The organism is Streptomyces sp. NPDC008317 (assembly GCF_042955955.1).
Lineage (GTDB): Bacteria > Actinomycetota > Actinomycetes > Streptomycetales > Streptomycetaceae > Actinacidiphila.
Genome location: NZ_JBIBFQ010000004.1, coordinates 216614 through 237798 on the forward strand (window position 1 = coordinate 216614; position 21185 = coordinate 237798).

Consider the following 21185-nt stretch of genomic DNA (forward strand, 5'->3'; position numbering starts at 1 on the left):
GAGGCCGCTGGAAGGTTCATGCCCGGCGGGCGCGCTTCTCAACAGTAGGCCGCGACACGCCACCTCGGGCACCGATCGGCAGGGGTTCCCGGAATGCGACCTGGGCGATCGCCGTATTCTGATATAGGCCGAACGGGTGACATCCCAGGGCCATTCAGCCGGATTCGGCGGCCGTTTCTGTGCCGTCGGCGTCCGCCGCTTCCGCGTCTTCGGCCACCGGCTTGTCCGCGGCACCTTCCTCCGTTTCCGCCGCCTCCGGCGGATTCACCGCCACGGCTCTGGCGGCTTCGGCCCCCTGTTCGAGCAGGACGGCGAAGCCCGGCTCGTCCAGCACCGGCACCTTCACCTGGAGCGCCTTGTCGTACTTGGAACCGGGGTTGTCGCCGACGACGACGAAACTCGTCTTCTTGGAGACCGAGCCGGTGACCTTCGCACCGCGGCTGACCAGGGCCTCCTTGGCGCCGTCCCGGGTGTGTCCGGCCAGTGTTCCGGTCACGACGACGGTGAGTCCTTCGAGGGGACGCGGTCCCTCGTCCGAGCCCTCCTCGGTGAACTTGACGCCCGCGGCCCGCCACTTCTCGATGATCTCCAGGTGCCAGTCCTCGGCGAACCACTGCTTCACCGACGCGGCGATGGTCGGGCCGACGCCGTCGACCGCGGCCAGTTCCTCCTCTGCGGCGTCCTTGATCCGGTCCAGGTCGCGGAATTCGCGGGCCAGCGCCTCGGCGGCCACCGGGCCGACATGACGGATCGACAGACCGGTGAGGATGCGGGCCAGCGGGCGCTCCTTGGCCGCGGCGATGTGCTCCAGCATCGCCAGCGCGTTCTTCTTCGGCTCGCCCTTCTGGTTGGCGAAGAAGGTGACGATCTTCTCGTCGCCGCTGTCCGCGTCCCGCTTAGGCAGGCCGGTGTCCTGGTCGAGTACGTAGGAGCGGATCGGCAGCAGCTCCTCGATCTCCAGGCCGAACAGGTCGCCCTCGTCCTTCAGCGGCGGCTCGGAAGGCTCCAGCGGCTGCGTCAGAGCGGTCGCGGCGACGTATCCGAAGTTCTCGATGTCGAGGCACTTGCGGCCCGCGAGGTAGTAGATCCGCTCGCGCAACTGGGCAGGGCAGTAGCGGGCGTTGGGGCACCGCAGGTCGATGTCCCCTTCCTTCATGGGCTGGAGGGCGGTGCCGCAGTCCGGGCACTCGGCGGGCATCACGAACTCCCGCTCGCTGCCGTCCCGCAGGTCCGCGACCGGCCCGAGGATCTCCGGGATGACGTCGCCCGCCTTGCGCAGCACGACGGTGTCGCCGATCAGGACGCCCTTCTTCTTCACCACGTCCTGGTTGTGCAGCGTCGCGAACTCGACCTCGGAGCCCGCCACCGTCACCGGCTCGACGACCGCGTACGGCGTCACGCGCCCGGTGCGGCCGACGCCGACGCGGATGTCCACCAGCTTGGTGTTGACCTCCTCGGGCGGGTACTTCCAGGCGATCGCCCAGCGCGGCGCCCGCGAGGTGGAGCCGAGCCGTCCCTGGAGCGGGATCTCGTCCACCTTGACCACGACGCCGTCGATCTCGTGCTCGACGTCGTGCCGGTGCTCGCCGTAGTAGGCGATGACGTCGGAGACCTCGGCGAGCGAGTCGACCACCTTGTTGTAGCGGGCGGTCGGCAGGCCCCACTCGCGCAGCAGCTCGTACGCGTGCGACTGGCAGTCGATGTCGAAGCCCTGGCGGGCGCCGATGCCGTGCACCACCATGCGCAGCGGGCGGCTCGCAGTGATCCGCGGGTCCTTCTGCCGCAGTGAACCGGCCGCCGCGTTGCGCGGGTTGGCGAAGGGCTTGTCGCCCGCCTCGACCAGCCGCTCGTTCAGCTCCTCGAACTTCTCGCCGGGGAAGTACACCTCGCCGCGGATCTCCACCAGTTCGGGCACGCGGTCGCCCGCGAGCCGGTCGGGGATGTCGGCGATCGTCCGCACGTTGGGCGTGATGTCCTCGCCGGTCCTGCCGTCGCCGCGCGTGGCGGCGCGGGTGAGGCGGCCCTGTTCGTACGTCAGATTGACCGCGAGGCCGTCGACCTTCAGCTCGCACAGGAAGTGGTACGGGCTGTGCGTGTTGTCCGGCGGGCCCAGCTCCGCGGCGACGCGCTCGGCCCAGGTGGCCAGCTCCTCCGGCGCGAAGGCGTTGTCGAGCGACAGCATCCGCTCGCGGTGCTGGACGGAGGTGAACTCCGTCTCGTACGCGCCCGCGACCTTCTGGGTCGGCGAGTCGGGGGTGCGCAGGCCCGGGTGCTCCTCCTCGACCGCTTCGAGTCGGCGCAGCAGCGTGTCGAATTCGGCGTCGCTGACGACGGGCGCGTCGTTGACGTAGTAGCGGAAGCGGTGCTCCTCGATCTGCTCGGCGAGGCGTGCGTGCTCCTCGCGTGCCTCGGCGGGGATCTCCGCCGCGCTCGCCTCGCCCCGGCTTGCGTCGTCGTCCACGGCTGCCACGAAACTGTCCCTTCCCTCACTCAGGGTTGTCGACGAGCGATCGCGCCGCCTTCGCGCAGTGCACCAGGGCGGCACGGGCATAGGCCGGAGAGGCCCCCGCCAGACCGCAGGAAGGGGTGACCGCGACCGAGGAGCCCAATGCCCCCGGTGCCAGCCCCAGCCTGCGCCACAGCGCCCGAACACCACTGACGCTACCGCCAGGGTCTGACAATGGGGCATCCTTGCCGGCGACGACACCGGCGAAGAGCGCGGTGCCGCCTTCCGCGGCCTCCCCGAAGTCGTCCCAGTCACGCTCGGTGAGCAGGTCGAAGTCGAAGGAGATGCCGACGACCCCGGCGCGCCGCAGCAGACCGAAGGGCACCTCGGGGGCGCAGGAGTGGACGACGGCCGGTGCGCCGACCGCCGCGATCAGGTCGCGCAGCGTCGACTCGATGACGGCGCGGTCCACCGCGCGGTAGGTCTGGTAGCCGCTGGCCGTCCTGATCCTGCCGTGCAGCACGGAGGTGAGCGACGGCTCGTCGAGCTGGAGCACGATCTGGGCGCCGGGGACCCGGCGCCGCGCCTCCTCGACGTGCAGCCGCAGGCCCTCGGCGAGCGATCCCGCCAGGTCGCGTACGGCCCCGTGGTCGCGCAGCGCGGCCTCGCCGTTGCGGGTCTCGACCCCGGCGGCCAGCGTCCACGGGCCGACCGCCTGGATCTTGAGCGGCCCTTCGTAGCCCTGGGTGAACTCCTCCAGCGCGTCCAGGTCCTCGCCGAGCCAGGACGTGGCCCGCTTCGAGTCCCGTCCCGGCCGGTCGCCGAAGCGCCAGCCGCTGGGCTCCACGCGGGCGTAGAGGTCCACGAGCATGCCGAGGGTCCGGCCGATCATGTCGGCGCCGGGGCCCCGGCCGGGCAGCTCGGGCAGGAAGGCCATGCCCGCCGTGGCCTCCACGGCCACCCGCGCCGCCTCCCGGGCGTCGCCGCCCGGCATGGACCCGACACCGGTCGCGGTGCCCGCGGGCAGGGAGAAGTCAGTCTGGGTACTCACGTCCGAAAGCGTATGCGCTCCGCGGCCGGTCGCTTTCCCTCGCGGCGGTCGCCCTCTCCTCCGGCGGTCGTCCTCTCCTGCCGGTCGCCCTCCCCTACGGCGGGCCGTTCCACACCAGGGACAGGTGGACTCCGTAGATCGCGGAGGCGACGGCGGCGAAGGAGAGGGTGCAGGCGATGGTGCGCGGGTGGGTGCGGGCGAGGACGCGGGCCAGCGGGATCAGCAGGGGGAAGCCGGGGAGCAGGAAGCGGGCGCGGGCGATGTAGACGCCCGCGCCGAGGGTGAGGACGGCGAGGAGCGCGCCGCTGAAGAGCAGCAGCGGCAGCGGCTGGCGCTGGACGAGGCTGAAGGCGAAGAGCGCGAAGCAGGCCACGACGACGAGGGTGACGACGACGAAGGCGACGGGTACGTCGCTGCCGCGCGGGCCGAGGAAGACCCAGCGGAAGCGCCGCAGCAGGTAGCCGCCCTTGCTGAAGCGGTTGCCCCAGGCTTCCTGGACGGCGAAGTAGCCGTCGGCGCGGTGCACGCGCACGCCCACCCAGACGACGAAGGCCAGCCATCCGGCGGGCGCGAGCAGCATGCCGAGCGCGGGCCGCCAGACCGGCCCCCACCAGGGTCCCTCGCGCGGCTGCCGCAGTGCCCGGACCGCGGCGAGCCCGGCGGTGAGGCCGACGGCCGCGGCGATGGCGACGCCGGTGGGCCGGGTGAGTCCGGCCAGCGCGGCGAACGTCCCGGCCCACACCCAGCGTTTGGCCAGCGTGGCGTAGAGGGCGGCGGCGCAGAGCGCGGTGAACAGCGACTCGGTGTACGCCATGCTCTCGACCAGCGCGTGCGGCAGGCAGCCCCACAGCACCGCGAGGATGACGCCGGTACGCCGCCGGTGGAGGCGGTTGCCGACCAGGAAGATCAGCCAGGCCGCGGCCATCGAGGCGGTCAGCGAGACCAGCCAGGACGCCTTGGCGTCGCCGACCGGCAGGACCGCGTCCGCGACGCGGCAGAGCGCCGGGTACAGCGGGAAGAACGCGAGGTTGCTCCAGCCGTGCCAGGCGTTGGGCACTCCGGTGACCGTACGGTCGTAGCCGTGCTCGACCACGTCCTGGTACCAGCGCGAGTCCCAGGACCCGTACAGCACCGCGCCGGGTGAACGGCCGCGCCGCTCGGCGAAGTAGCAGAGCAGGACGATGCCGAGGGCGCGGGCGGCGCCGTAGCCGAGCAGCGCGGGGGCGGCGAGCCGCAGGGCGGCCTCGGCGCGGGTCCGTACGTCCCGCCCGGCGCTGCTCGGCCGGGGTACTGCGGTGGCAGAGGCCATGGTCGGTCCGCTCCCTCGGATCGGGGTGGGGCGCGGATGACCTTAAGGTGCGAGAGTGACGAAAGGGGTCGGATATCGGCTGCGCCGGAGCAATCGACCGGCATAAGTACACGGTTGGGCGACCGCCCCCTGCGGGAAGCCCACCGAAACCGGCGGGGCGGGGGGCCGCCCGCCCGAAACGTGACGCGCCCCCGGCCGCCGAGACGCGACGCGCCGGTCCGGGGCCGACGCATGACCGGGCACCGGGCGGCCTCACGCGCGGCGCGCGCCACCTGCCACAGCCCGCACCCCGCCGCCGCCGTCAGCCGTCGCCGTCAGCCGTGCCGGAGGCGGCACACCGCCGCGGCCAGGCGCGCCCGAGGCGTTACCGGCCCGGTCGGACCGTCAGGTCGGTGATCTCCGCGTCCCGGGGCAGGTCGATCGCGGTGAGGACCGTGGTGGCGACCGACTCGGGCGCGATCCAGCGCTCGGCGTCGTACTGCTTGCCCTCCTGCTGGTGCACCTTGGCCTGCATGGGCGTGGCGGTGCGGCCGGGGAAGACGGAGGTGACGCGCAGGCCGTTGGCGTGCTCCTCGCGGCGCAGGGCGTCCGCGAGGGCCTTGAGGCCGTGCTTGCTGGCCGCGTACGGGCCCCACTGCGCATGCGCGTCGAGTCCGGCGCCGGAGTTGACGAAGACCACATGGCCGCGGGAGAGCCGCAGTTGGGGCAGGAACAGCCGGGTCAGCTCGGAGGGGCCGACGAGGTTGACCGCGAGCGTCTCGTTCCACACCTTCGGGGTGAGGTCGCCGATGTCGCCCAGTTCGACCACGCCCGCGATGTGCAGCAGCGAGTCCAGCCGGTCGGGCGGCGACTGGTGGCCGAGCGCCCAGGACAGCCGGGACGGCTCGGCGAGGTCGCCGACCAGGGTCCGCGCGCCGGGGAAGGCGGCGGCCAGCGCCTTGGCCCGGCCCGCGTCCCTGGCCAGCAGCCACAGTTCGTCGCCGCGCTCCAGCAGCCCGCGCGCGACCGCGGCGCCGATGCCGGAGCCGGCTCCGGTGACCAGGTGGATGCTCACACGTTCTCCGTCAGGTAGGTCATGGCCTCTTCGCCGGTGTCGGCGAAGGCCACCAGATCGGCCAGCGGGAGCGGCAGGAAGCCCTCCGCGTCCATCCGGTGCAGTTGTTCCCTGAGCCCGTCGTAGAAACCGGCGCTGTTGAGCAGCACGACGGGCTTGGCGTGCAGCCCGTGCTTCTTCAGCTCCAGGATCTCGGTGGCCTCGTCCAGCGTGCCGGTGCCGCCGACCATGATGACGATCGCGTCCGCGCGCCGCAGCAGTTCCGCCTTGCGCTCGGCGAGGTCGACCGCGGTCACCATCTCGTCCGCGTTCTCCCGCGCCTTGGACCGGAGGAATTCCACCGACACCCCGACCAGCCGGCCGCCGCTCTCCTGGACGCCGTCCGCGACGACCTTCATCAGGCCGACGTCCGAGCCGCCCCAGACCAGGGTGTGGCCGCCGCGCCCGATCAGCTCGGCGAATTCACGCGCAGGGGCCGTATACCGCTCGTCGAGATCGGCGGCAGAGAGGAAGACACAGATGTTCATACGGTCACGGTATCGGCGCCCGCGCGCGCTCCTGCGGCCTGATCGGCGTTCACGGCGGCGGTCCGTTCCGGCCGCGGGTCCGTCCGGTCGCCGGTGGCCCGGTCCGCGGCCGAACCCGCCCGGTCCGTCGTGGCGATCGTCGCCGAGCCGACGACGCGCGTGCCGTCGTACAGCACGACGGCCTGGCCCGGCGCGATGCCGCGCACCGGCGCGCCGAAGCCGACCCGCAGCTCGCCGTCCACCAGCTCCGCCGTCACCGGTACGTCCTCGCCGTGCGCCCGCAGTTGCGCGGTGTACGCGGCGGGGCCGGCCGGCGGGGTGCCGCACCAGCGCGGCTTGATCGCGGTGAGCGATGTCACGTCGAGAGCGTCGAGGGGGCCGACCGTCACGGTGTTGTCGACCGGCGAGATGTCCAGGACGTAGCGCGGCTTGCCGTCGTCCGCGGGGACGCCGATCCGCAGGCCCTTGCGCTGGCCGATGGTGAAGCCGTAGGCGCCCGTGTGCGTGCCGACCCGCGCGCCGTCCTCGTCCACGATCGCGCCCTCCGCGGTGCCGAGGCGCTTGGCCAGGAAGCCCTGGGTGTCGCCGTCCGCGATGAAGCAGATGTCGTGGCTGTCGGGCTTGCGCGCCACCGCGAGCCCGCGCCGCTCGGCCTCCGCGCGGATCTCGTCCTTGGTGGTCAGGGTGTCCCCCAGCGGGAACATCGCGTGCGCGAGCTGCCGCTCGTCCAGGACGCCGAGCACGTACGACTGGTCCTTGGCCGCGTCGCTCGCCCGGTGCAGCTCGCGCGTGCCGTCGTCCTTGACCAGCACGGTCGCGTAGTGCCCGGTGCAGACCGCGTCGAAGCCCAGCGCCAGCGCCTTGTCCAGCAGCGCGGCGAATTTGATCTTCTCGTTGCAGCGCAGGCAGGGATTCGGCGTCCGGCCCGCCGCGTACTCCGCGACGAAGTCCTCGACCACGTCCTCCCGGAAGCGCTCCGCGAGGTCCCACACGTAGAACGGGATGCCGATCACGTCGGCCGCCCGCCGCGCGTCCCGCGAGTCCTCCACCGTGCAGCAGCCCCGCGCGCCCGTCCTGAAGCTCTGCGGATTCGCCGACAGCGCCAGGTGCACGCCGGTCACGTCGTGCCCCGCCTCGGCGGCGCGCGCCGCCGCCACGGCGGAGTCCACACCGCCGCTCATCGCGGCCAGTACGCGCAGCTTCTTGCGATCGGCGTCAGGGAAGTCATTCACTCCCCCAGAGTAACGGCCTCCCGGCCCGGCCCTCAGGTCTGGCCCGCGGCCCTGGCGCGTTCGACGGCGGGGCCGATGGCGGCGGTGAGGGTGGCGATCTCGGCGGGGGTGGTGGTGTGGCCCAGGGAGAAGCGCAGGGTGGCGCGGGCGTGGGTGGGGGGCTGGTGCATGGCGAGCAGGACGTGGCTGGGCTGGGCGACGCCCGCGGTGCAGGCGGAGCCGGTGGAGCAGGCGATGCCCTGGGCGTCGAGGAGCAGGAGCAGGGCGTCCCCCTCGCAGCCTGGGAAGGTGAAGTGGGCGTTGCCGGGGAGGCGGCCCGCGGGGTCGGGGTCGCCGTTGAGGATGGCGTCGGGCACGGTGGCGAGCACGTCGCGGACGAGGGTGTCGCGCAGGGCGCCGATGTCGCGGGTGAAGGCGGTGCGGCGCTCGGCGGCGAGGGTGCCTGCGGTCGCGAAGGCGGCGATGGCCGGTACGTCGAGGGTGCCGGAGCGGCTGCGCTCCTGGCCGCCGCCGTGCAGCAGCGGTACGGGGGTGTCCTCGCGCCGCAGCACGAGCGCGCCGACGCCGTACGGGCCGCCGATCTTGTGGCCGGTCACCGTCATCGCGTCGAGGCCGCTCGCGGTGAAGTCCACCTCGGCCTGGCCGAACGCCTGCACGGCGTCGGAGTGCATCGGAATGCCGAACTCCCGTGCCACCTCGGCCAGTTCGGCGACCGGCAGCACCGTACCGACCTCGTTGTTCGCCCACATCACGGTGATCAGGGCCACGTCGTCGGGGTCACGCTCGATCGCGGCGCGCAGTGTCTCGGGGTGGACCCGGCCGTAGCCGTCGACGTCCAGCCACTCGACGACGGCGCCCTCGTGCTCCGCGAGCCAGTGGACGGCGTCCAGCACCGCGTGGTGCTCGACCGGGCTGGCCAGTACGCGGACCCTGCGCGGGTCGGCGTCCCTGCGCGCCCAGAACAGGCCCTTCACCGCCAGGTTGTCCGACTCGGTGCCGCCGCCGGTGAAGACGATCTCGCTGGGGCGCGCGCCAAGTGCCGCGGCGAGCGCTTCCCGTGACTCCTCGACGGTCCGCCGGGCCTGCCGCCCGGCGGCATGCAGTGCGGACGCGTTCCCGGTCACCGTGAGGTGGGCGGTCATCGCCTGGACCGCCTCCGGGAGCATGGGCGTGGTGGCGGCGTGGTCGAAGTAGGCCATGGTGCCCCGATTCTACGTTCGCCGGAGCAACCTTCCGACCCCCACCCGCGTCCGCCCCCTCCCCGAGGCGCCTCACCCCGGCGACAACGCCCCCGGCGCGAGGCAACCGATTGGCCGGAGCGATGGATGGCGGATGCTCATGGCTACCGTCTTTCGCGGTGCGGGCGTCCACCGGCCGCCTTGTCGCGCCGATGGCGGAATACCTCGGAAACCACTCCGCACATGAGGAATCCGTACCAGATGGCACCCGCCAATGTGGCGTCGGCCACCCCCGAACGCCGCACCGCGAAAGCCGTCAATCCTCCAGCCGCGCAGAACGCGAAGACCCTCGCGAACGCGGGAAACAGGTGTGTCCTCACCGCTCCATGCCCCCTCTCCGGGTGGGACCCGGCGCCTCACCGTATGGCCAACGGCACCGGCGTGGTGGCCGACCGCGGCGGGAGGGGGGTCAGGGGCGGGGGGCGCGGGCGAGTTGGCGGGACTGGGCCACGAGGCGGTTGGCGGTGTCCCAGACTTCGGCGTCCTCTTCGAGGAGGCCGCCGGCGAGATTGCGGGTGGTGAGGGCGATGCGGAGGGGGCCGGGGGCCGGGCGGGCGCGGAGGTGGACGGTGAGTTCGAGGGTGGGGACCCAGCCCTTGAGGCCGAGGTCGAAGGCGGTGGGGGGCAGGGCGTCCACGGCCAGGAGGAGCGAGAGGACGTCGTGGTCGCGGCCGTCGGCCAGGCCGAACCAGCCGCGCATGTCACCGCGCCCCGAGGGCGCGCCGACGGCCCAGCCCGCGGTGGCCGGATCGAGCCGGAGCGCGATGCGGTCGAGGAGGGCGCTGGAGCCGGGCAGCGGCGCGCCGCCCTCGGGGGCGTCCTCGGGGCCGACGCAGTCCGCGTACTCCGGCATCGACGGCTCGGGCGCGGTGGTGCGTACGTCGTCGGGCAGCGCGCCCAGGTCGCCGTACGCGGCGATGACCCGCATCCGCTCGACCTCGCGGCCCTGCTCGTCGGTCTGGTAGAGCGACGCCTGCCCGCTGGAGAGGGTCCGGCCCGCCCGTACCGTCTCGGTCCTGATCACGGCGGGGCCGGGGCCTGAGGCGGTCAGGTAATGGGCGGTGATGGTGAAGGGGTCGTCGTGCGGCAGCGCGTCGCGCAGGGCGCGGGCGACGACGGCGAGCAGATACCCGCCGTTGACGGCCGCGGCGATGGTCCAGCCCGGTGACAGGTCGATGTCGTACGTGCCGGGCTCGCCCGGCCGGGCCGTCACCGTCGTGTCGCGGTCGAATTCGCTGTCGCCGAGGGTCGCGCGGGCTGTCGCATGTGCCATGCCCCGATGTTACCCAGCGGTAGAGACTCCGTGTCCAGCGCTGGCGGTTTCCCGCCGCGGCGACCGGCCGCGCGACCCCGCCGTTCATACGCACGGCCCGGCACACGCGCGGCCCGCGTACGCACGGCCCGGCACACGCGAGGCCCGCGTACGCACGGCCCGGCCCGGACGGAGTCCGCTACTCCCCCTCCGCCGCCGCGCTCCTGCGGTGCCACGCCCGCGGCGCCCGCCAGTGGAACCGCAGCGCCAGCAGCCGCAGGACGAAGGCGACCAGCGCCGCGAGCCCCGCGGTCACACCGCCCAGCACGTCGAAGTGGATCAGCAGCGCGACCGTACTCGCGCCGACCAGGGCCGGGACGGCGTACAGATCGCGGTCCCAGCGCAGCAGCGACGGCACCTCGTTCGCCAGCAGGTCGCGCAGGACGCCGCCGCCCGCCGCCGTGGCGAGGCCGAGCGCGACGGACGGGGTGAGCCCGAGCCCGTACGTGTGCGCCTTGATCGTGCCGCTCACGCAGAACAGCCCGAGCCCGGCCGCGTCGAAGACGTTCATCGTGGCGGTGATCCGCTCGACCTCGGGGTGCAGGAAGAAGACCAGCGCGGTGGCGACCAGCGGCGTCGAGAAGTAGCCGACGTCGGTGAAGGCGGCGGGCGGCACCGCGCCGATGACCAGATCGCGGAAGACCCCGCCGCCGAGCGCCGTGACCTCGGCGAGCACCGCCATGCCGAACACGTCGTAGTTCCTGCGGACCGCCGCCAGCGCGCCGGAGATCGCGAAGACGAAGATCCCGACGACGTCGAGCGTGTGCTGGACGGTGGGCGTGAACAGATCCGTGGCCATGCCGATGTTGTACTACGGCCCGCCGTACGAACCGCGAGGCCCACCGTACGAACCGGCGCCGGACCGGCGGCGCCGGCCGTACGGCCAGAAAGCAGCGACCGTACGGCCCGTCCCGTCACGACTGCCTACGGCGTGACAGCCGCGCTGTCCTGCTGGTTCTCCGGGTGGTGGCACGCCACTTGGTGGCCGGTCGCCAGCGGCGCCAGCGGCGGCTCCTGCGTCTTGCACACCTCCGTCGCCTTCCAGCACCGGGTGTGGAAGCGGCAGCCGCTCGGCGGCGAGATCGGCGACGGCACGTCACCGGTGAGCAGGATGCGCTTGCGCTGCGTGCGCCGCCGCGGGTCGGGCACCGGCACCGCCGACATCAGGGCGGTGGTGTACGGGTGGAAGGGCGCGCTGTACAGCGCCTCCCGGTCCGCGATCTCCACCACCTTGCCGAGGTACATCACCGCGATCCGGTCCGAGACATGGCGGATCACCGACAGGTCGTGGGCGATGATCACATACGTCAGGCCCAGCTCCGACTGGAGGTCGTCCAGCAGGTTCACCACCTGGGCCTGGATGGACACGTCCAGCGCCGAGACCGGCTCGTCGGCGACGACCAGTTTCGGCTTGAGGGCGAGGGCCCGCGCGATGCCGATCCGCTGCCGCTGACCGCCGGAGAACTCGTGCGGGTAGCGGTTGTAGTGCTCGGGGCTGAGCCCGACCAGCTCCAGCAGATTCTGCACTTCGCGCTTCACACCGTGCTCGGTCGCGACCTTCTGGAGCTTGTACGGGGCGCCGACGATCGTGCCGATGGTGTGCCGCGGGTTCAGCGAGGAGAAGGGGTCCTGGAAGATCATCTGGACGTCGCGCCGCATCGGGCGCATCGCCCCGGTGCTCAGGTGCGTGATGTCCCGGCCCTGGAACTCGATCGTGCCGCCGGTCGGTTCGAGCAGCCGGGTGATCAGCCGTCCCATCGTGGACTTGCCGCAGCCCGACTCGCCGACCACGCCGAGCGTTTCGCCCGCCGCGACCTCGAAGTCGATGCCGTCCACGGCCTGTACGGCGCCGACCTGGCGGCGCAGCAGGCCCTTGGTGATCGGGAAGTGCTTGACCAGACCGGTCACCTTGAGCAGCGGCTCGCCGCCGCGCTGCCGCGGCAGCGGGACGCTCTTGTCGAGCGAGGGCCTGCCCGACGACGTGCCGCCGTCCGGCGCGGCGTTGTCCGAGGGCGCGTCGTCCGCAGCGGCGTTGTCCGGGGGCGTGCCGTCCGACTGTGTGCCGTCCGACGAGGACGCGTCCTGCGGCGGCTCGTCCGGCGAGGGGTTCTCGGCCACGGGTTCTTCCTGACCCTTCACAGCTTCGGTTCGATCTCTTCGGTCCAGATCCGGAGGCGGTCGGCCTCGCCGAGGTGGCAGGCGGCCATGTGGCCGGGGCCCACCTCGCGCAGTTCCGGCACGTCCGTCTCCGCGGCGCCGCCGGTCAGCGCCGCGTACGGGCAGCGCGGGTGGAAGGCGCAGCCGGACGGCACGTTGATCAGGCTGGGCGGGGTGCCCTTGACCGGGTTGAGCCGCTCCAGGCGCTCCCGGTCGAGACGCGGCATGGAGCCCAACAGGCCCCAGGTGTACGGGTGTCGGGGCGCGGTGAACAGCGTCTCGGCGGTGCCGCGCTCCACGGCCCGGCCCGCGTACATCACCAGCAGGTCGTCGGCGACCTCGGCGACCACTCCGAGGTCGTGGGTGATCATGATGACCGCGGAGCCGAACTCCTTTTGCAGGTCCCGGATCAGGTCCAGGATCTGCGCCTGCACGGTCACGTCGAGCGCGGTCGTCGGCTCGTCGGCGATCAGCAACTCGGGGTTGTTGACCAGCGACATGGCGATCATCGCGCGCTGCCGCATACCGCCGGAGAACTGGTGCGGGTAGTCCGAGAAGCGCTTCCTGGGCTCCGGGATGCCGACCCGGTCCAGCATCTCCACGGCCCGCTCGGCCGCGACCTTCCGCGACACCTTCTGGTGCACCCGGTACGCCTCGACGATCTGCGCGCCGACCGTGTAGTAGGGGTGCATCGCGGAGAGCGGGTCCTGGAAGATCATCGCCATCTTGCGCCCGCGCAGCCGCCGTACGTGGTCCGGGTCGGCGGCGACCAACTCCTCGCCGTCCAGCCAGACCTCGCCGGATATCCGGGCCCGCGAGGTGCGGTGCAGGCCCATGATGCCCAGCGACGTCACGGACTTGCCCGAGCCGGACTCGCCGACGATGCCGAGCGTACGGCCGCGCTGGAGGTCGAAGCTGAGGCCGTCGACCGACTTCACCAGGCCGTCGTCGGTGTCGAAGTGGATCCGCAGGTCACGTACCGACAGATACGCGTCCCCCGCGGGGGCCGGGCCGGGGTCCGCCACCGGCTCCCCGACGACGGACGCCGCCTTGTCGAACCCGACGGCGCCGCCCTCGGACGCTTCGGACGTGCCGCTGTCGGGGGCACTGCCGTCCGTGGTGCTCACGAGTACCTCACGCGGGGGTCGATGGCGGCGTACAGCAGGTCCACCACAAGGTTGCAGAAGACGATGAAGGTGGCCGCGACCATCGTCACGCCGAGCACGATCGGCAGGTCGTTGTCCTTGACGCCCTGCACGGCGTAGGCGCCGACTCCCTGGAAGGAGAAGACGCGTTCGGTGATGATCGCGCCGCCGATCAGCAGGCCGAAGTCCATGCCGAAGATGGTGACGATCGGGGTCAGGGCCGCGCGCAGCGCGTGCTTGCCGACGACCGTCCGCTCCGGCAGGCCCTTGGCCCGCGCGGTACGGATGTAGTCCTCGCCCATCGTCTCCAGCATCCCGGCTCTGGTGAGGCGGGCGTACAGCGCGGAGTAGAGGAAGGCCAGCGCGATCCACGGCAGGATCAGATTCCACGCCCATTGGGCGGGATCGGTGGTGAACCCGACGTATTCGACGTTGTCCCAGATCGTCCACTTGTAGGAGAACAGGCCGAGCAGCACCATGCCGGTGAAGAAGATCGGCAGTGAGACACCGGCCAGGGCCACGCCCATGGAGATCCGGTCGAAGACCGTGCCGCGCTTGAGCGCGGAGATGACGCCGATGACGACACCGGAGACCACCCAGATCACGGCCGCGCCGATCGCCAGCGAGAAGGTCACCGGGATACGGGTCTTGATCTGCGGCCACACCTCGACGTGCGACTTGAAGGAGTAGCCGAAGCAGGGGCGGTGGCAGACCGCCGCGTCCGGGCCGAACTTGTAGTTCGCGCCCATGACGATGGCCTTGATGAAGTGCCAGTACTGCTGGTAGAGCGGCAGGTCCAGCCCGAGGTTCTTCTTGACCGCCGCGATCGACTCGGGGTTGGCGTCCTTGCCCACGTACTGGGTGGCCAGTTGGGTCGTGCTCTGGCCGCCGATCTTGGGGACCAGGAAGAAGATCGCGAAAGTGACCGCGCTGACGACAAGCACCAGGATTATCGCGGCGATCACGCGTCGAATGATGTACGCAGTCACAGCGGTTCGGCGCCGGGTCCGCCGGGCCGGGGGTCAACCCCGGTCCCGGCGGACGCCGATGCCTTCACCTGCCTTCCGGTGTTCGGTGCTCTCGCTTACTTGGAGGAGCTGAGCAGCAGGTAGTCGTACATGCCCAGGTACGCCTGAGTGATCGTCACATTCGTGGCGCTCTCCGGGCGGTACAGCAGGTTCTTGCGGTAGATCAGCGGCACGACGGTGGCGGTGTCGAGCACCATCTTGTCGATGTCGCCCCAGGCCTTCTCACGGGCGGCCGCGTCGGTGTTGGCGATCGCGTCCGACAGCGCCTTGTTGATGGCCGGGTCGTTCAGCTCCATCAGGTTGTTGCCGCCGGAGGGCTTGATGGCGCTGCCGTCCACGATCTGGTCGAGGAAGCCGTAGCCGGTCGGCCAGTCGGCGCCCCACGCCATCATCATCAGGCCGAGCTGGTGCTCGTGCACGTAGCTCGGGACACCGGCGAAGTTGGCGAAGTACTTGCCCGCCGGGTAGCTCTTGATGTTGGCGGTGATGCCGACCTGCTTGAGCGAGTTCTGCACCGCGGTGGCCTGCGCCATCTCGGCCGGACGGTCCGAGCGGGCGGTCAGGTTGGTGGTGAAGCCGCCCGGCTTGCCGCAGGCGCTCAGGGCCTGCTTGGCCTTGGCCACATCGCCCTTGTTGCCCTCGGTCGGATACTGGTCGAACTTCGCGTAGCCGTTGACGGTCGGCGGGAGCAGCGTGGTGGCGATGTCGCCCTTCACGCTGCCGCCGATCGCGGTCTGCACCGAGACCTTGTCGATCGCGTACTCGACGGCCTTGCGGCACTCGATGTTGTCGAACGGCGCGACCTTGGAGTTGATCGCCATGTACGCGGTGGCGCCGGCGTACGAGTCGTCGGTGCTGCCCTTGTACTTGGGGCCGAGCACCTTGCCCTGGGTCTGCGGGGTGACACCGGTACCGCCGGAGTCCACCGTGGTGTTGCCCGCCAGCAGGTTGTTGTCGATGGTGACCGCGTCGACCTTGAACTTGATCGTGTACTTGTCCGGCAGCGGATTGCGCACCGGGTCGGTGGCCTGGCTCCACTGCGGGTTACGGACCAGCGTGGCGCCCGCGCCCTCGGTGTACGAGGAGAACTTGTACGGGCCGGACGACACGATGTGCTTCACGTAACCGGCGCCGTCGTCCTTCGCCTGCGGCACGGGGGCCGTCTGCGAGAACGTCGCCAGGTAGTCGAAGTCCGCGAAGGGCTTCGCCAGGTGGAAGACGATCGTGGTGTCGTTCGGGGTCTCGATGGACGCGAGCCCGTTGGGGTTCTTGTCCTTGTACGGACCCTGGTACTTGTCGCCGCCCGCGAGGTACGCCTTGAAGTACGTCGGGCCGTTGGACAGCGCCTCGGGCGCGAAGTTGCTGCGCTCGATCGCGTACTTGATGTCCTTGGTGGTGATCGGCGTGCCGTCTTCGTACTTCAGGCCGGACCGGATGGTGTACGTCCAGGTCTTGGCGTCCGGGCTGGCCTTGCCGAGTCCGGTGGCGAGGTCGGGGACGACGGTGAGGCCGTCCTTGCCCGCGGCGGGCTTGAAGGTGAGCAGGGTACGCGCGTAGAGGCGGGAGAAGTTCTGGACCCAGCCGTAGTACGTGTTGCCCATGTCCAGGGAGTCCGGCACGTCGGAGTTCTCCATCACGACCGTCCCCCCCTTCTTGTCGGACTTGTTGACGATGGAGGTGAGCGCGGCGTCGGAGCCGGAGGCGGACTTGCTGCTGCCGCCGCTCGGGTTCTTGCCGCCCTTGTCGTCCTTCGAGTCACTGCTGCACGCGGATGCTCCCAGGGCCAGAGCCATGGCAAGCGCCAGCGCGGCTGTCGCTTTTCTGCTGTTCATGCCGAGGAAAGCCTCCAAATCGAATGGATATACGTGGTTTCAGCGGTGGTACGGGCGGGCTGGTACCCGGTACGGGCGGTGCGGCGTGGCGTGCTGCGGCCGTTCACTTGCTGCGCGGGTCGAGGGCGTCGCGCAGTCCGTCGCCCAGCAGGTTGAAGGCCAGGACGGTGATGAAGATCGCGAGGCCGGGGACGACCATGTACTGCGGGTCGGCGTAGAAGAGGTCGACGGCGTCGTTGAGCATGCCGCCCCACGAGGCCTGGGGCGGTGCGATGCCGACGCCGAGGAAGCTCAGGGCGGCCTCGAAGAGGATGTTGGTCGGGATCAGCAGCGTCGAGTAGACGAGGATCGGCGCGACCAGGTTGGGCAGCAGTTCCTTGAAGAGGATGAAGGGGCCGCGGGCGCCCATGCTGCGGGCGGCTTCGACGAACTCGCGTTCGCGCAGGCTCAGCGTCTGGCCGCGCACGATGCGTCCCATGTAGGGCCAGTTGAAGAAGCCGATCACGAAGATCAGCACGCTGATCCGCAGCGGCAGCCCGTTCATCCCGAAGGCGCCGTCCTGGAGGGAGGCGGAGATCGAGATCGCGAAGAGCAGCAGCGGGAAGGCGAGGAAGGTGTCCATCAGACGGCTGATCAGGCTGTCGACCCAGCCGCCGTAGTACCCGGCGATGACGCCGAGGACGGTGCCGATGATGTTGGACAGGATCGTCGCGCCGGTCGCCACCAGCATCGAGACCCACGAGCCCTCGATGATCCGGGCCAGCAGGTCACGGCCGAACTGCGGGTCGATGCCCAGCGGGTGGGCCCAGCTCATGCCGCCGAAGGGGCCCTTGGGGGCGACGCGGACGGGGTCCACGAGGTCCTGGTGGAAGGCGGTCGGGTCGAGGCCGAAGACGTGCTCGATCGGCTTGGCCAGGATCGCGAGCAGCACCAGCAGGATGACGACGACACCGCCGGCCACCGCCACCTTGTCGCGCTTGAAGCGCATCCAGGCGATCTGACCGAGGGACCGGCCCTCGATCTGGCTCCGCTCGACCCCGCTGAGGATGGCTTCCGGCTGTGCCTCGGCCTGCCCATGGGTGGTCTCAATCGGTGCGGTCATGGTGTGACTGACCCCTCTCGCCGGCGGGTAACCGGCGCGCGCCCGCCGCTGTAGCGGCTTTACTCATCAGTCGTGCTGCTGGTGCGAGTCTCATGAATTGCGTGATGCATGAACTGGCTCTGCAGAAAGTGCTGTTGGTACGAGGCGGTGCAGGTGGTGCAGATGACAACGGGGGACCTGAGGCCCTTGCCGCTGGATTCTTCTGCGATGTGTCGATCACCCGCCAGCCCTCACCACGAAGGGATGCGCAACTGTGATGTGGTGATTCATCGACCGTTACCGACGCGTACCTCGGGGTACGGTCGTGTGGTGAACGAGCGGCTGCGTGCGGTATGCGACCTGATGGTGCCGGTGGTACGGGAAATGGCGGGGCGTCACGAGTACGACGGCCGCGTCCAGGACCTGTCGCCGGACGGCGTCCGTCGCGGCCTCGACGCGATGGCCCGCGCACAGCGCGCCGCGGGACCGCTGGAGTCCGCCCACGACGACCGGCACCTGACGGTCTTCGAGGAGGCGCTGCGCGTGCAGTACGGGGAGCTGGAGCTGCACAGGCGCGACCCGTACCCGCATCTGTCCAATCTCGAACTCGCCTGCTACGACCGGGAGTACGCCTCCGGGCGGGAGCGCGCCAAGGCCCGCCGCAAGCATCTGGCGCGCTGGCCGGAGGCCGTGGACGCGGCGGTGGCGTCACTCGACCGGGTGAGCGCGCCGGTCGCGGACGCGCTGCTGGGCGCCGTACGCGGACTCGCCGCCGGGCTCGACGCCGAGGACAGCCCCGACACCGCCGCCGCGCTGGCCGCGCACGGGCGGCTGGTCGCGCACATCGAGCGGGCCGCCGAGCACGGCGACCCCGACCCCCGGCTCGGCGGCAACGCGCTGGCCGCGCTGATGGGCAGTCAGGAGGGCCTGAGCGTCGACCTGTCGGCGCTCGCCGTCGAGGCCGACCGGGAGCGGGCCCGGCTCACCGAGCTGCTGGTCGACTCCTGCCGCGCGTACGACCGGCACCGGCGGGTGGACGAGCTGCTCCCCGAGCTGATGGCCGACCACCCCGACGCCGACGGCGTCATCCCCGAGGCGGCCAGGCTCACCGACGAGGTGATCGCCTTCACCCGCGCGCACAAGCTCGCGCCGTACGTGGACGGGGACTGTCTCGTCGGGCCCGCGCCGCCCTCCCGGCGCTGGGCCATGGCCATGATGAGCTGGGCCGCGCCCGCCGAGGCCGATGCCGCGTCCTGGTACCACGTCACTCCGCCGGAGCCGGACTGGCCGGCCGAGGAGCGCGAGGAGTGGCTGACCGTCTTCAGCCGCACCAGCCTGCCGTCGATCACCGTCCACGAGGTCGCTCCCGGGCACTTCGCGCACAGCCGCTCGCTGCGCCGGGCCGCGACGCCGGTGCGGCGGGTCCTGCACAGCCTCTCCTTCGCCGAGGGGTGGGCGCACTACGTCGAGGAGGTCTGCCTCGAAGAGGGGTTCCGGGCGCGGGACCCGCGCTTCGCGATCGGGGTCGCGCTCGAAGCGCTGGTCCGCGTGACGCGGCTGACGTGTTCCATCGGGCTGCACACCGGGGCGCTGTCCCTAGAGGACGCGACCCGGCTCTTCATGCGCGACGCCCATCTCGCCCGGGCCGGGGCCTCCGCCGAGGCGCGGCGCGGCACCTTCGACGCGGCCTACGGGCGGTACACCTGGGGCAAGCTGGAGATCATGCGGCTGCGCGAGCGGGCCAAGCGGAAGGCTTCCTTCACCTTGCCCGAATTCCACGCCGCCCTGCTCGCCCTGGGCAGTCCGCCGCTCGGCCTGATGTCCGCCGCCCTGGACGATTCCGGCGCTTGAAGGTCGCTCATCGCCGTTCGGGATCCGCCGGACAGGCCCTAGCGGGGGCCCCAGGCCGGGCCGCCGGCGAAGGCTTCGCGGTCGAAGAAGGGCTGCCCGTTGGCGCGCATCCACATGGCGACGGGATCGTAGACGTCGGCCATGGCGACGGTGGAGACGGGCAGGCCGTCGGGGACACCGGCGACGGACTGCTGCATCATGAGGCGGACGGACTCGACGGACTGCGGAGAGTCGTCGTAGACCTCGACGCCGATGGCGAGATAGGGCTCGCCGAGGGTGGGCTGGACCCAGGCGCGCCGGAGGGCGCGCACGGCGGGCGTGCGGTGCGCGGCCTGCGCGAGCAGAGCGTAGAACTGCGGAATCTGTAGCGAGGGTTCGCCGATCTGGAGCGGCCCGGCGGGCAGCAGGTCGAGCCCGGCGGCGATCCGGCGCAGGTCGAGCCAGGGCACCCCGACCCCGCCGCCCGGCGCGTGCGGGTTGAGCCAGAGGCCCCAGCGGTCGGGGAAGAGGGTCAGGGCGATGTCGCGCCCGGAGACGACCTCGTACTCCCGGGTCCAGCCGCTGGCGGCCAGCTCACGCGGCGAGGTGACGCACGGCGCGTAGCCGTGTCCGCCGATCCGGAGGTTGCCGTACTGGGCATCGGCCGAACCGGGCGTGCCGTGCCAGAGCAGCATCCACACCTGGCCCTCGGCCAGCGACGCGAGCAGGTTCTCGTATGCGTCGAAGCGACCGGGCGCCACCTGGAGCAGCATCTGCTCCACATGGCCGGCCGCCGCCGCACCGCCTTGCGCGCCCGCGATCACGTGGGACCGCCCCTTCCCCTCGTTCGGTCTGCCCGGCGCACACCTGTGCGCCGCCCGCCATCAAACCAGGTCACGTCCTGGATCCCCACCCATGCCGTACGGCCTCCCGCCGGTCGGTCCCGTTCGGTCCCGATGAGTCCGGTTCGGTCCGGTTCAGTCCCGCGTGAAGAACGGCCGTACGGTCTCCAGCATCCAGTCCGCGACCGGGTCCTGTGCGACGTCCAGCAGAATCAGGTGGACGGGCCAGGGCAGCGGCGCGGCGCCGAGGGCGCGGCCGATGGCGTCCATGGCCGCGGCGCGGTCCACGTCCTGCCAGCGGTCCAGCTCGACCCCGACGAAGAGCGCGGGCGGCTCCTCCTCCACGGCGGCCAGCGCGCGGCGGGCGGACAGCACGACCGGGGTGACGGCGAACTCCCCCGCGGCGGTGGCGAGGAAGTCCACCGGCTCGTCGTCGTGGTCCGGTTCCCACAGCCGTACGCGGGCGCCGACCGTACGGCCGGGCGTGCCGTCCTGCTCGTACCGTTCGGCGGCGCCGCCGCGGCACAGCTCGGCGACGGCGGCGGGCGGCAGCGGCACTCCGACGGCGCCGCCGGGGTTCAGGGCGATGCCGACCAGCGGCGGCAGGCCGCGGGCGAATTCGTGGACGGGCGCGACGGTGCAGGCCATGCCGTCGGCGGCCTGCCGGAACTGCTGCTCGGAGCTGAAGACCGGCACATAGGTCGCGCCCTCCAGTTCGACGGTGGGCAGGTCGAGCCCCGGCGCGTCCGGCGCCCCGCCGTTCGGCAGCGGCACCCAGACATGGGAGCGCCCCAGCACCTCCAGCAGCCGGGGGGCGGCCGAGGGGTTGCCGAGGCTCGCGGTGAGCACCTCTTCCAGCTCGTTGGCCGGCCATATGTACGGTGCCGTGTACGGTGCCGGAATCTCCATGTCCACCCTTGTCCGCCCATGTGCCACTGTCCTGCCCGGAAACCCTAGCGGCTGGCGTGCAATGATTGGCGGCACAACTTGCATACCGGCCGTTGGAGGCCGCGCGGGAGAGTTCCGTCCCCTCACCGGGCCGGGCGCCGAAGGAGCAAGCCCTCCCTTGAATCTCTCAGGCACAGATACCGCGCGGGCGAG

General features: G+C 71.5%; 17 protein-coding genes and 1 riboswitch. Of the genes, 1 reads left to right on the forward strand and 16 read right to left on the reverse strand.

Features of this window, described 5'->3' with window-relative positions:
* Positions 1-154: 154 nt before the first annotated feature.
* The 14 genes from ligA to ACFY9V_RS14485 form a co-directional block, all read right to left on the reverse strand.
* Positions 155-2461: an NAD-dependent DNA ligase LigA gene (gene ligA, locus ACFY9V_RS14420; protein ID WP_355348080.1), complete on the reverse strand. Its 2307-nt coding sequence runs from the start codon at positions 2459-2461 to the stop codon at positions 155-157.
* A 25-nt stretch (positions 2462-2486) separates the two neighbouring features.
* Positions 2487-3497 carry a methionine synthase gene (locus ACFY9V_RS14425; protein ID WP_355348077.1) on the reverse strand — a complete coding sequence of 337 codons (1011 nt, stop codon included), beginning with the start codon at positions 3495-3497 and terminating at the stop codon, positions 2487-2489.
* Between the two features lie 94 nt (positions 3498-3591).
* Positions 3592-4806: a hypothetical protein gene (locus ACFY9V_RS14430; RefSeq protein ID WP_391161493.1), complete on the reverse strand. Its 1215-nt coding sequence runs from the start codon at positions 4804-4806 to the stop codon at positions 3592-3594.
* Between the two features lie 364 nt (positions 4807-5170).
* Complete coding sequence (locus ACFY9V_RS14435; protein ID WP_391161494.1) at positions 5171-5860, reverse strand: SDR family oxidoreductase; 690 nt, start codon at positions 5858-5860, stop codon at positions 5171-5173.
* Complete coding sequence (locus tag ACFY9V_RS14440) at positions 5857-6387, reverse strand: TIGR00730 family Rossman fold protein (RefSeq protein ID WP_355348068.1); 531 nt, start codon at positions 6385-6387, stop codon at positions 5857-5859. Before ACFY9V_RS14440 ends, ACFY9V_RS14435 begins: the two co-directional genes overlap by 4 nt.
* On the reverse strand, positions 6384-7568 hold the full coding sequence (gene mnmA / locus ACFY9V_RS14445; protein ID WP_391044842.1) for a tRNA 2-thiouridine(34) synthase MnmA: 1185 nt from the start codon (positions 7566-7568) through the stop codon (positions 6384-6386). Before mnmA ends, ACFY9V_RS14440 begins: the two co-directional genes overlap by 4 nt.
* 83 nt (positions 7569-7651) lie before the next feature.
* Positions 7652-8818, reverse strand: a complete 1167-nt coding sequence (locus ACFY9V_RS14450) for a cysteine desulfurase family protein (protein WP_355348065.1) — start codon at positions 8816-8818, stop codon at positions 7652-7654.
* Positions 8819-9266: 448 nt separating this feature from the next.
* Positions 9267-10130 carry a thioesterase family protein gene (locus ACFY9V_RS14455; RefSeq protein WP_355348062.1) on the reverse strand — a complete coding sequence of 288 codons (864 nt, stop codon included), beginning with the start codon at positions 10128-10130 and terminating at the stop codon, positions 9267-9269.
* Positions 10131-10308: 178 nt separating this feature from the next.
* A complete protein-coding gene (locus tag ACFY9V_RS14460; protein WP_355348059.1) occupies positions 10309-10968 on the reverse strand; it encodes a trimeric intracellular cation channel family protein in 660 nt (219 codons plus the stop codon).
* Between the two features lie 125 nt (positions 10969-11093).
* On the reverse strand, positions 11094-12113 hold the full coding sequence (locus ACFY9V_RS14465) for a dipeptide ABC transporter ATP-binding protein (protein WP_391161732.1): 1020 nt from the start codon (positions 12111-12113) through the stop codon (positions 11094-11096).
* A gap of 191 nt (positions 12114-12304) precedes the next feature.
* Positions 12305-13351: an oligopeptide/dipeptide ABC transporter ATP-binding protein gene (locus ACFY9V_RS14470; RefSeq protein WP_391161733.1), complete on the reverse strand. Its 1047-nt coding sequence runs from the start codon at positions 13349-13351 to the stop codon at positions 12305-12307.
* Between the two features lie 98 nt (positions 13352-13449).
* On the reverse strand, positions 13450-14460 hold the full coding sequence (locus ACFY9V_RS14475; RefSeq protein ID WP_355348056.1) for an ABC transporter permease: 1011 nt from the start codon (positions 14458-14460) through the stop codon (positions 13450-13452).
* Positions 14461-14555: 95 nt separating this feature from the next.
* Positions 14556-16331 (reverse strand): ABC transporter substrate-binding protein, encoded by a 1776-nt coding sequence (locus ACFY9V_RS14480; RefSeq protein WP_355348053.1) that lies wholly within the window; start codon positions 16329-16331, stop codon positions 14556-14558.
* Positions 16332-16434: 103 nt separating this feature from the next.
* The gene (locus ACFY9V_RS14485) at positions 16435-17433 is read right to left on the reverse strand and encodes an ABC transporter permease (RefSeq protein ID WP_188283044.1); all 999 of its coding nucleotides are present in this window, start codon (positions 17431-17433) and stop codon (positions 16435-16437) included.
* 309 nt (positions 17434-17742) lie between these two features.
* Between ACFY9V_RS14485 and ACFY9V_RS14490 the strand changes: the two genes are divergently transcribed.
* Positions 17743-19263, forward strand: coding sequence for a DUF885 family protein (locus ACFY9V_RS14490; RefSeq protein WP_355348049.1), 1521 nt, complete (start codon positions 17743-17745; stop codon positions 19261-19263).
* Positions 19264-19301: 38 nt separating this feature from the next.
* On the opposite strand, the gene ACFY9V_RS14495 is transcribed toward ACFY9V_RS14490, so the two are convergent.
* Both ACFY9V_RS14495 and ACFY9V_RS14500 read right to left on the reverse strand, forming a co-directional pair.
* Positions 19302-20015: an enhanced serine sensitivity protein SseB C-terminal domain-containing protein gene (locus tag ACFY9V_RS14495; protein WP_391161734.1), complete on the reverse strand. Its 714-nt coding sequence runs from the start codon at positions 20013-20015 to the stop codon at positions 19302-19304.
* Positions 20016-20219: 204 nt separating this feature from the next.
* Complete coding sequence (locus ACFY9V_RS14500) at positions 20220-20993, reverse strand: enhanced serine sensitivity protein SseB (RefSeq protein WP_355348046.1); 774 nt, start codon at positions 20991-20993, stop codon at positions 20220-20222.
* 94 nt (positions 20994-21087) lie between these two features.
* A riboswitch (glycine riboswitch) is annotated at positions 21088-21185 on the forward strand.

Coding starts and splice junctions, on each gene's coding strand:
- ACFY9V_RS14430 (WP_391161493.1), bottom strand. CDS start 4,806: ATGGCCTCTGCCACCGCAGTACCCCGGCCGAGCAGCGCCGGGCGGGAC.
- ACFY9V_RS14440 (WP_355348068.1), bottom strand. CDS start 6,387: ATGAACATCTGTGTCTTCCTCTCTGCCGCCGATCTCGACGAGCGGTAT.
- mnmA (WP_391044842.1), bottom strand. CDS start 7,568: ATGAGCGGCGGTGTGGACTCCGCCGTGGCGGCGGCGCGCGCCGCCGAG.
- ACFY9V_RS14450 (WP_355348065.1), bottom strand. CDS start 8,818: ATGGCCTACTTCGACCACGCCGCCACCACGCCCATGCTCCCGGAGGCG.
- ACFY9V_RS14455 (WP_355348062.1), bottom strand. CDS start 10,130: ATGGCACATGCGACAGCCCGCGCGACCCTCGGCGACAGCGAATTCGAC.
- ACFY9V_RS14460 (WP_355348059.1), bottom strand. CDS start 10,968: ATGGCCACGGATCTGTTCACGCCCACCGTCCAGCACACGCTCGACGTC.
- ACFY9V_RS14480 (WP_355348053.1), bottom strand. CDS start 16,331: ATGAACAGCAGAAAAGCGACAGCCGCGCTGGCGCTTGCCATGGCTCTG.
- ACFY9V_RS14485 (WP_188283044.1), bottom strand. CDS start 17,433: ATGACCGCACCGATTGAGACCACCCATGGGCAGGCCGAGGCACAGCCG.
- ACFY9V_RS14495 (WP_391161734.1), bottom strand. CDS start 20,015: ATGCTGCTCCAGGTGGCGCCCGGTCGCTTCGACGCATACGAGAACCTG.
- ACFY9V_RS14500 (WP_355348046.1), bottom strand. CDS start 20,993: ATGGAGATTCCGGCACCGTACACGGCACCGTACATATGGCCGGCCAAC.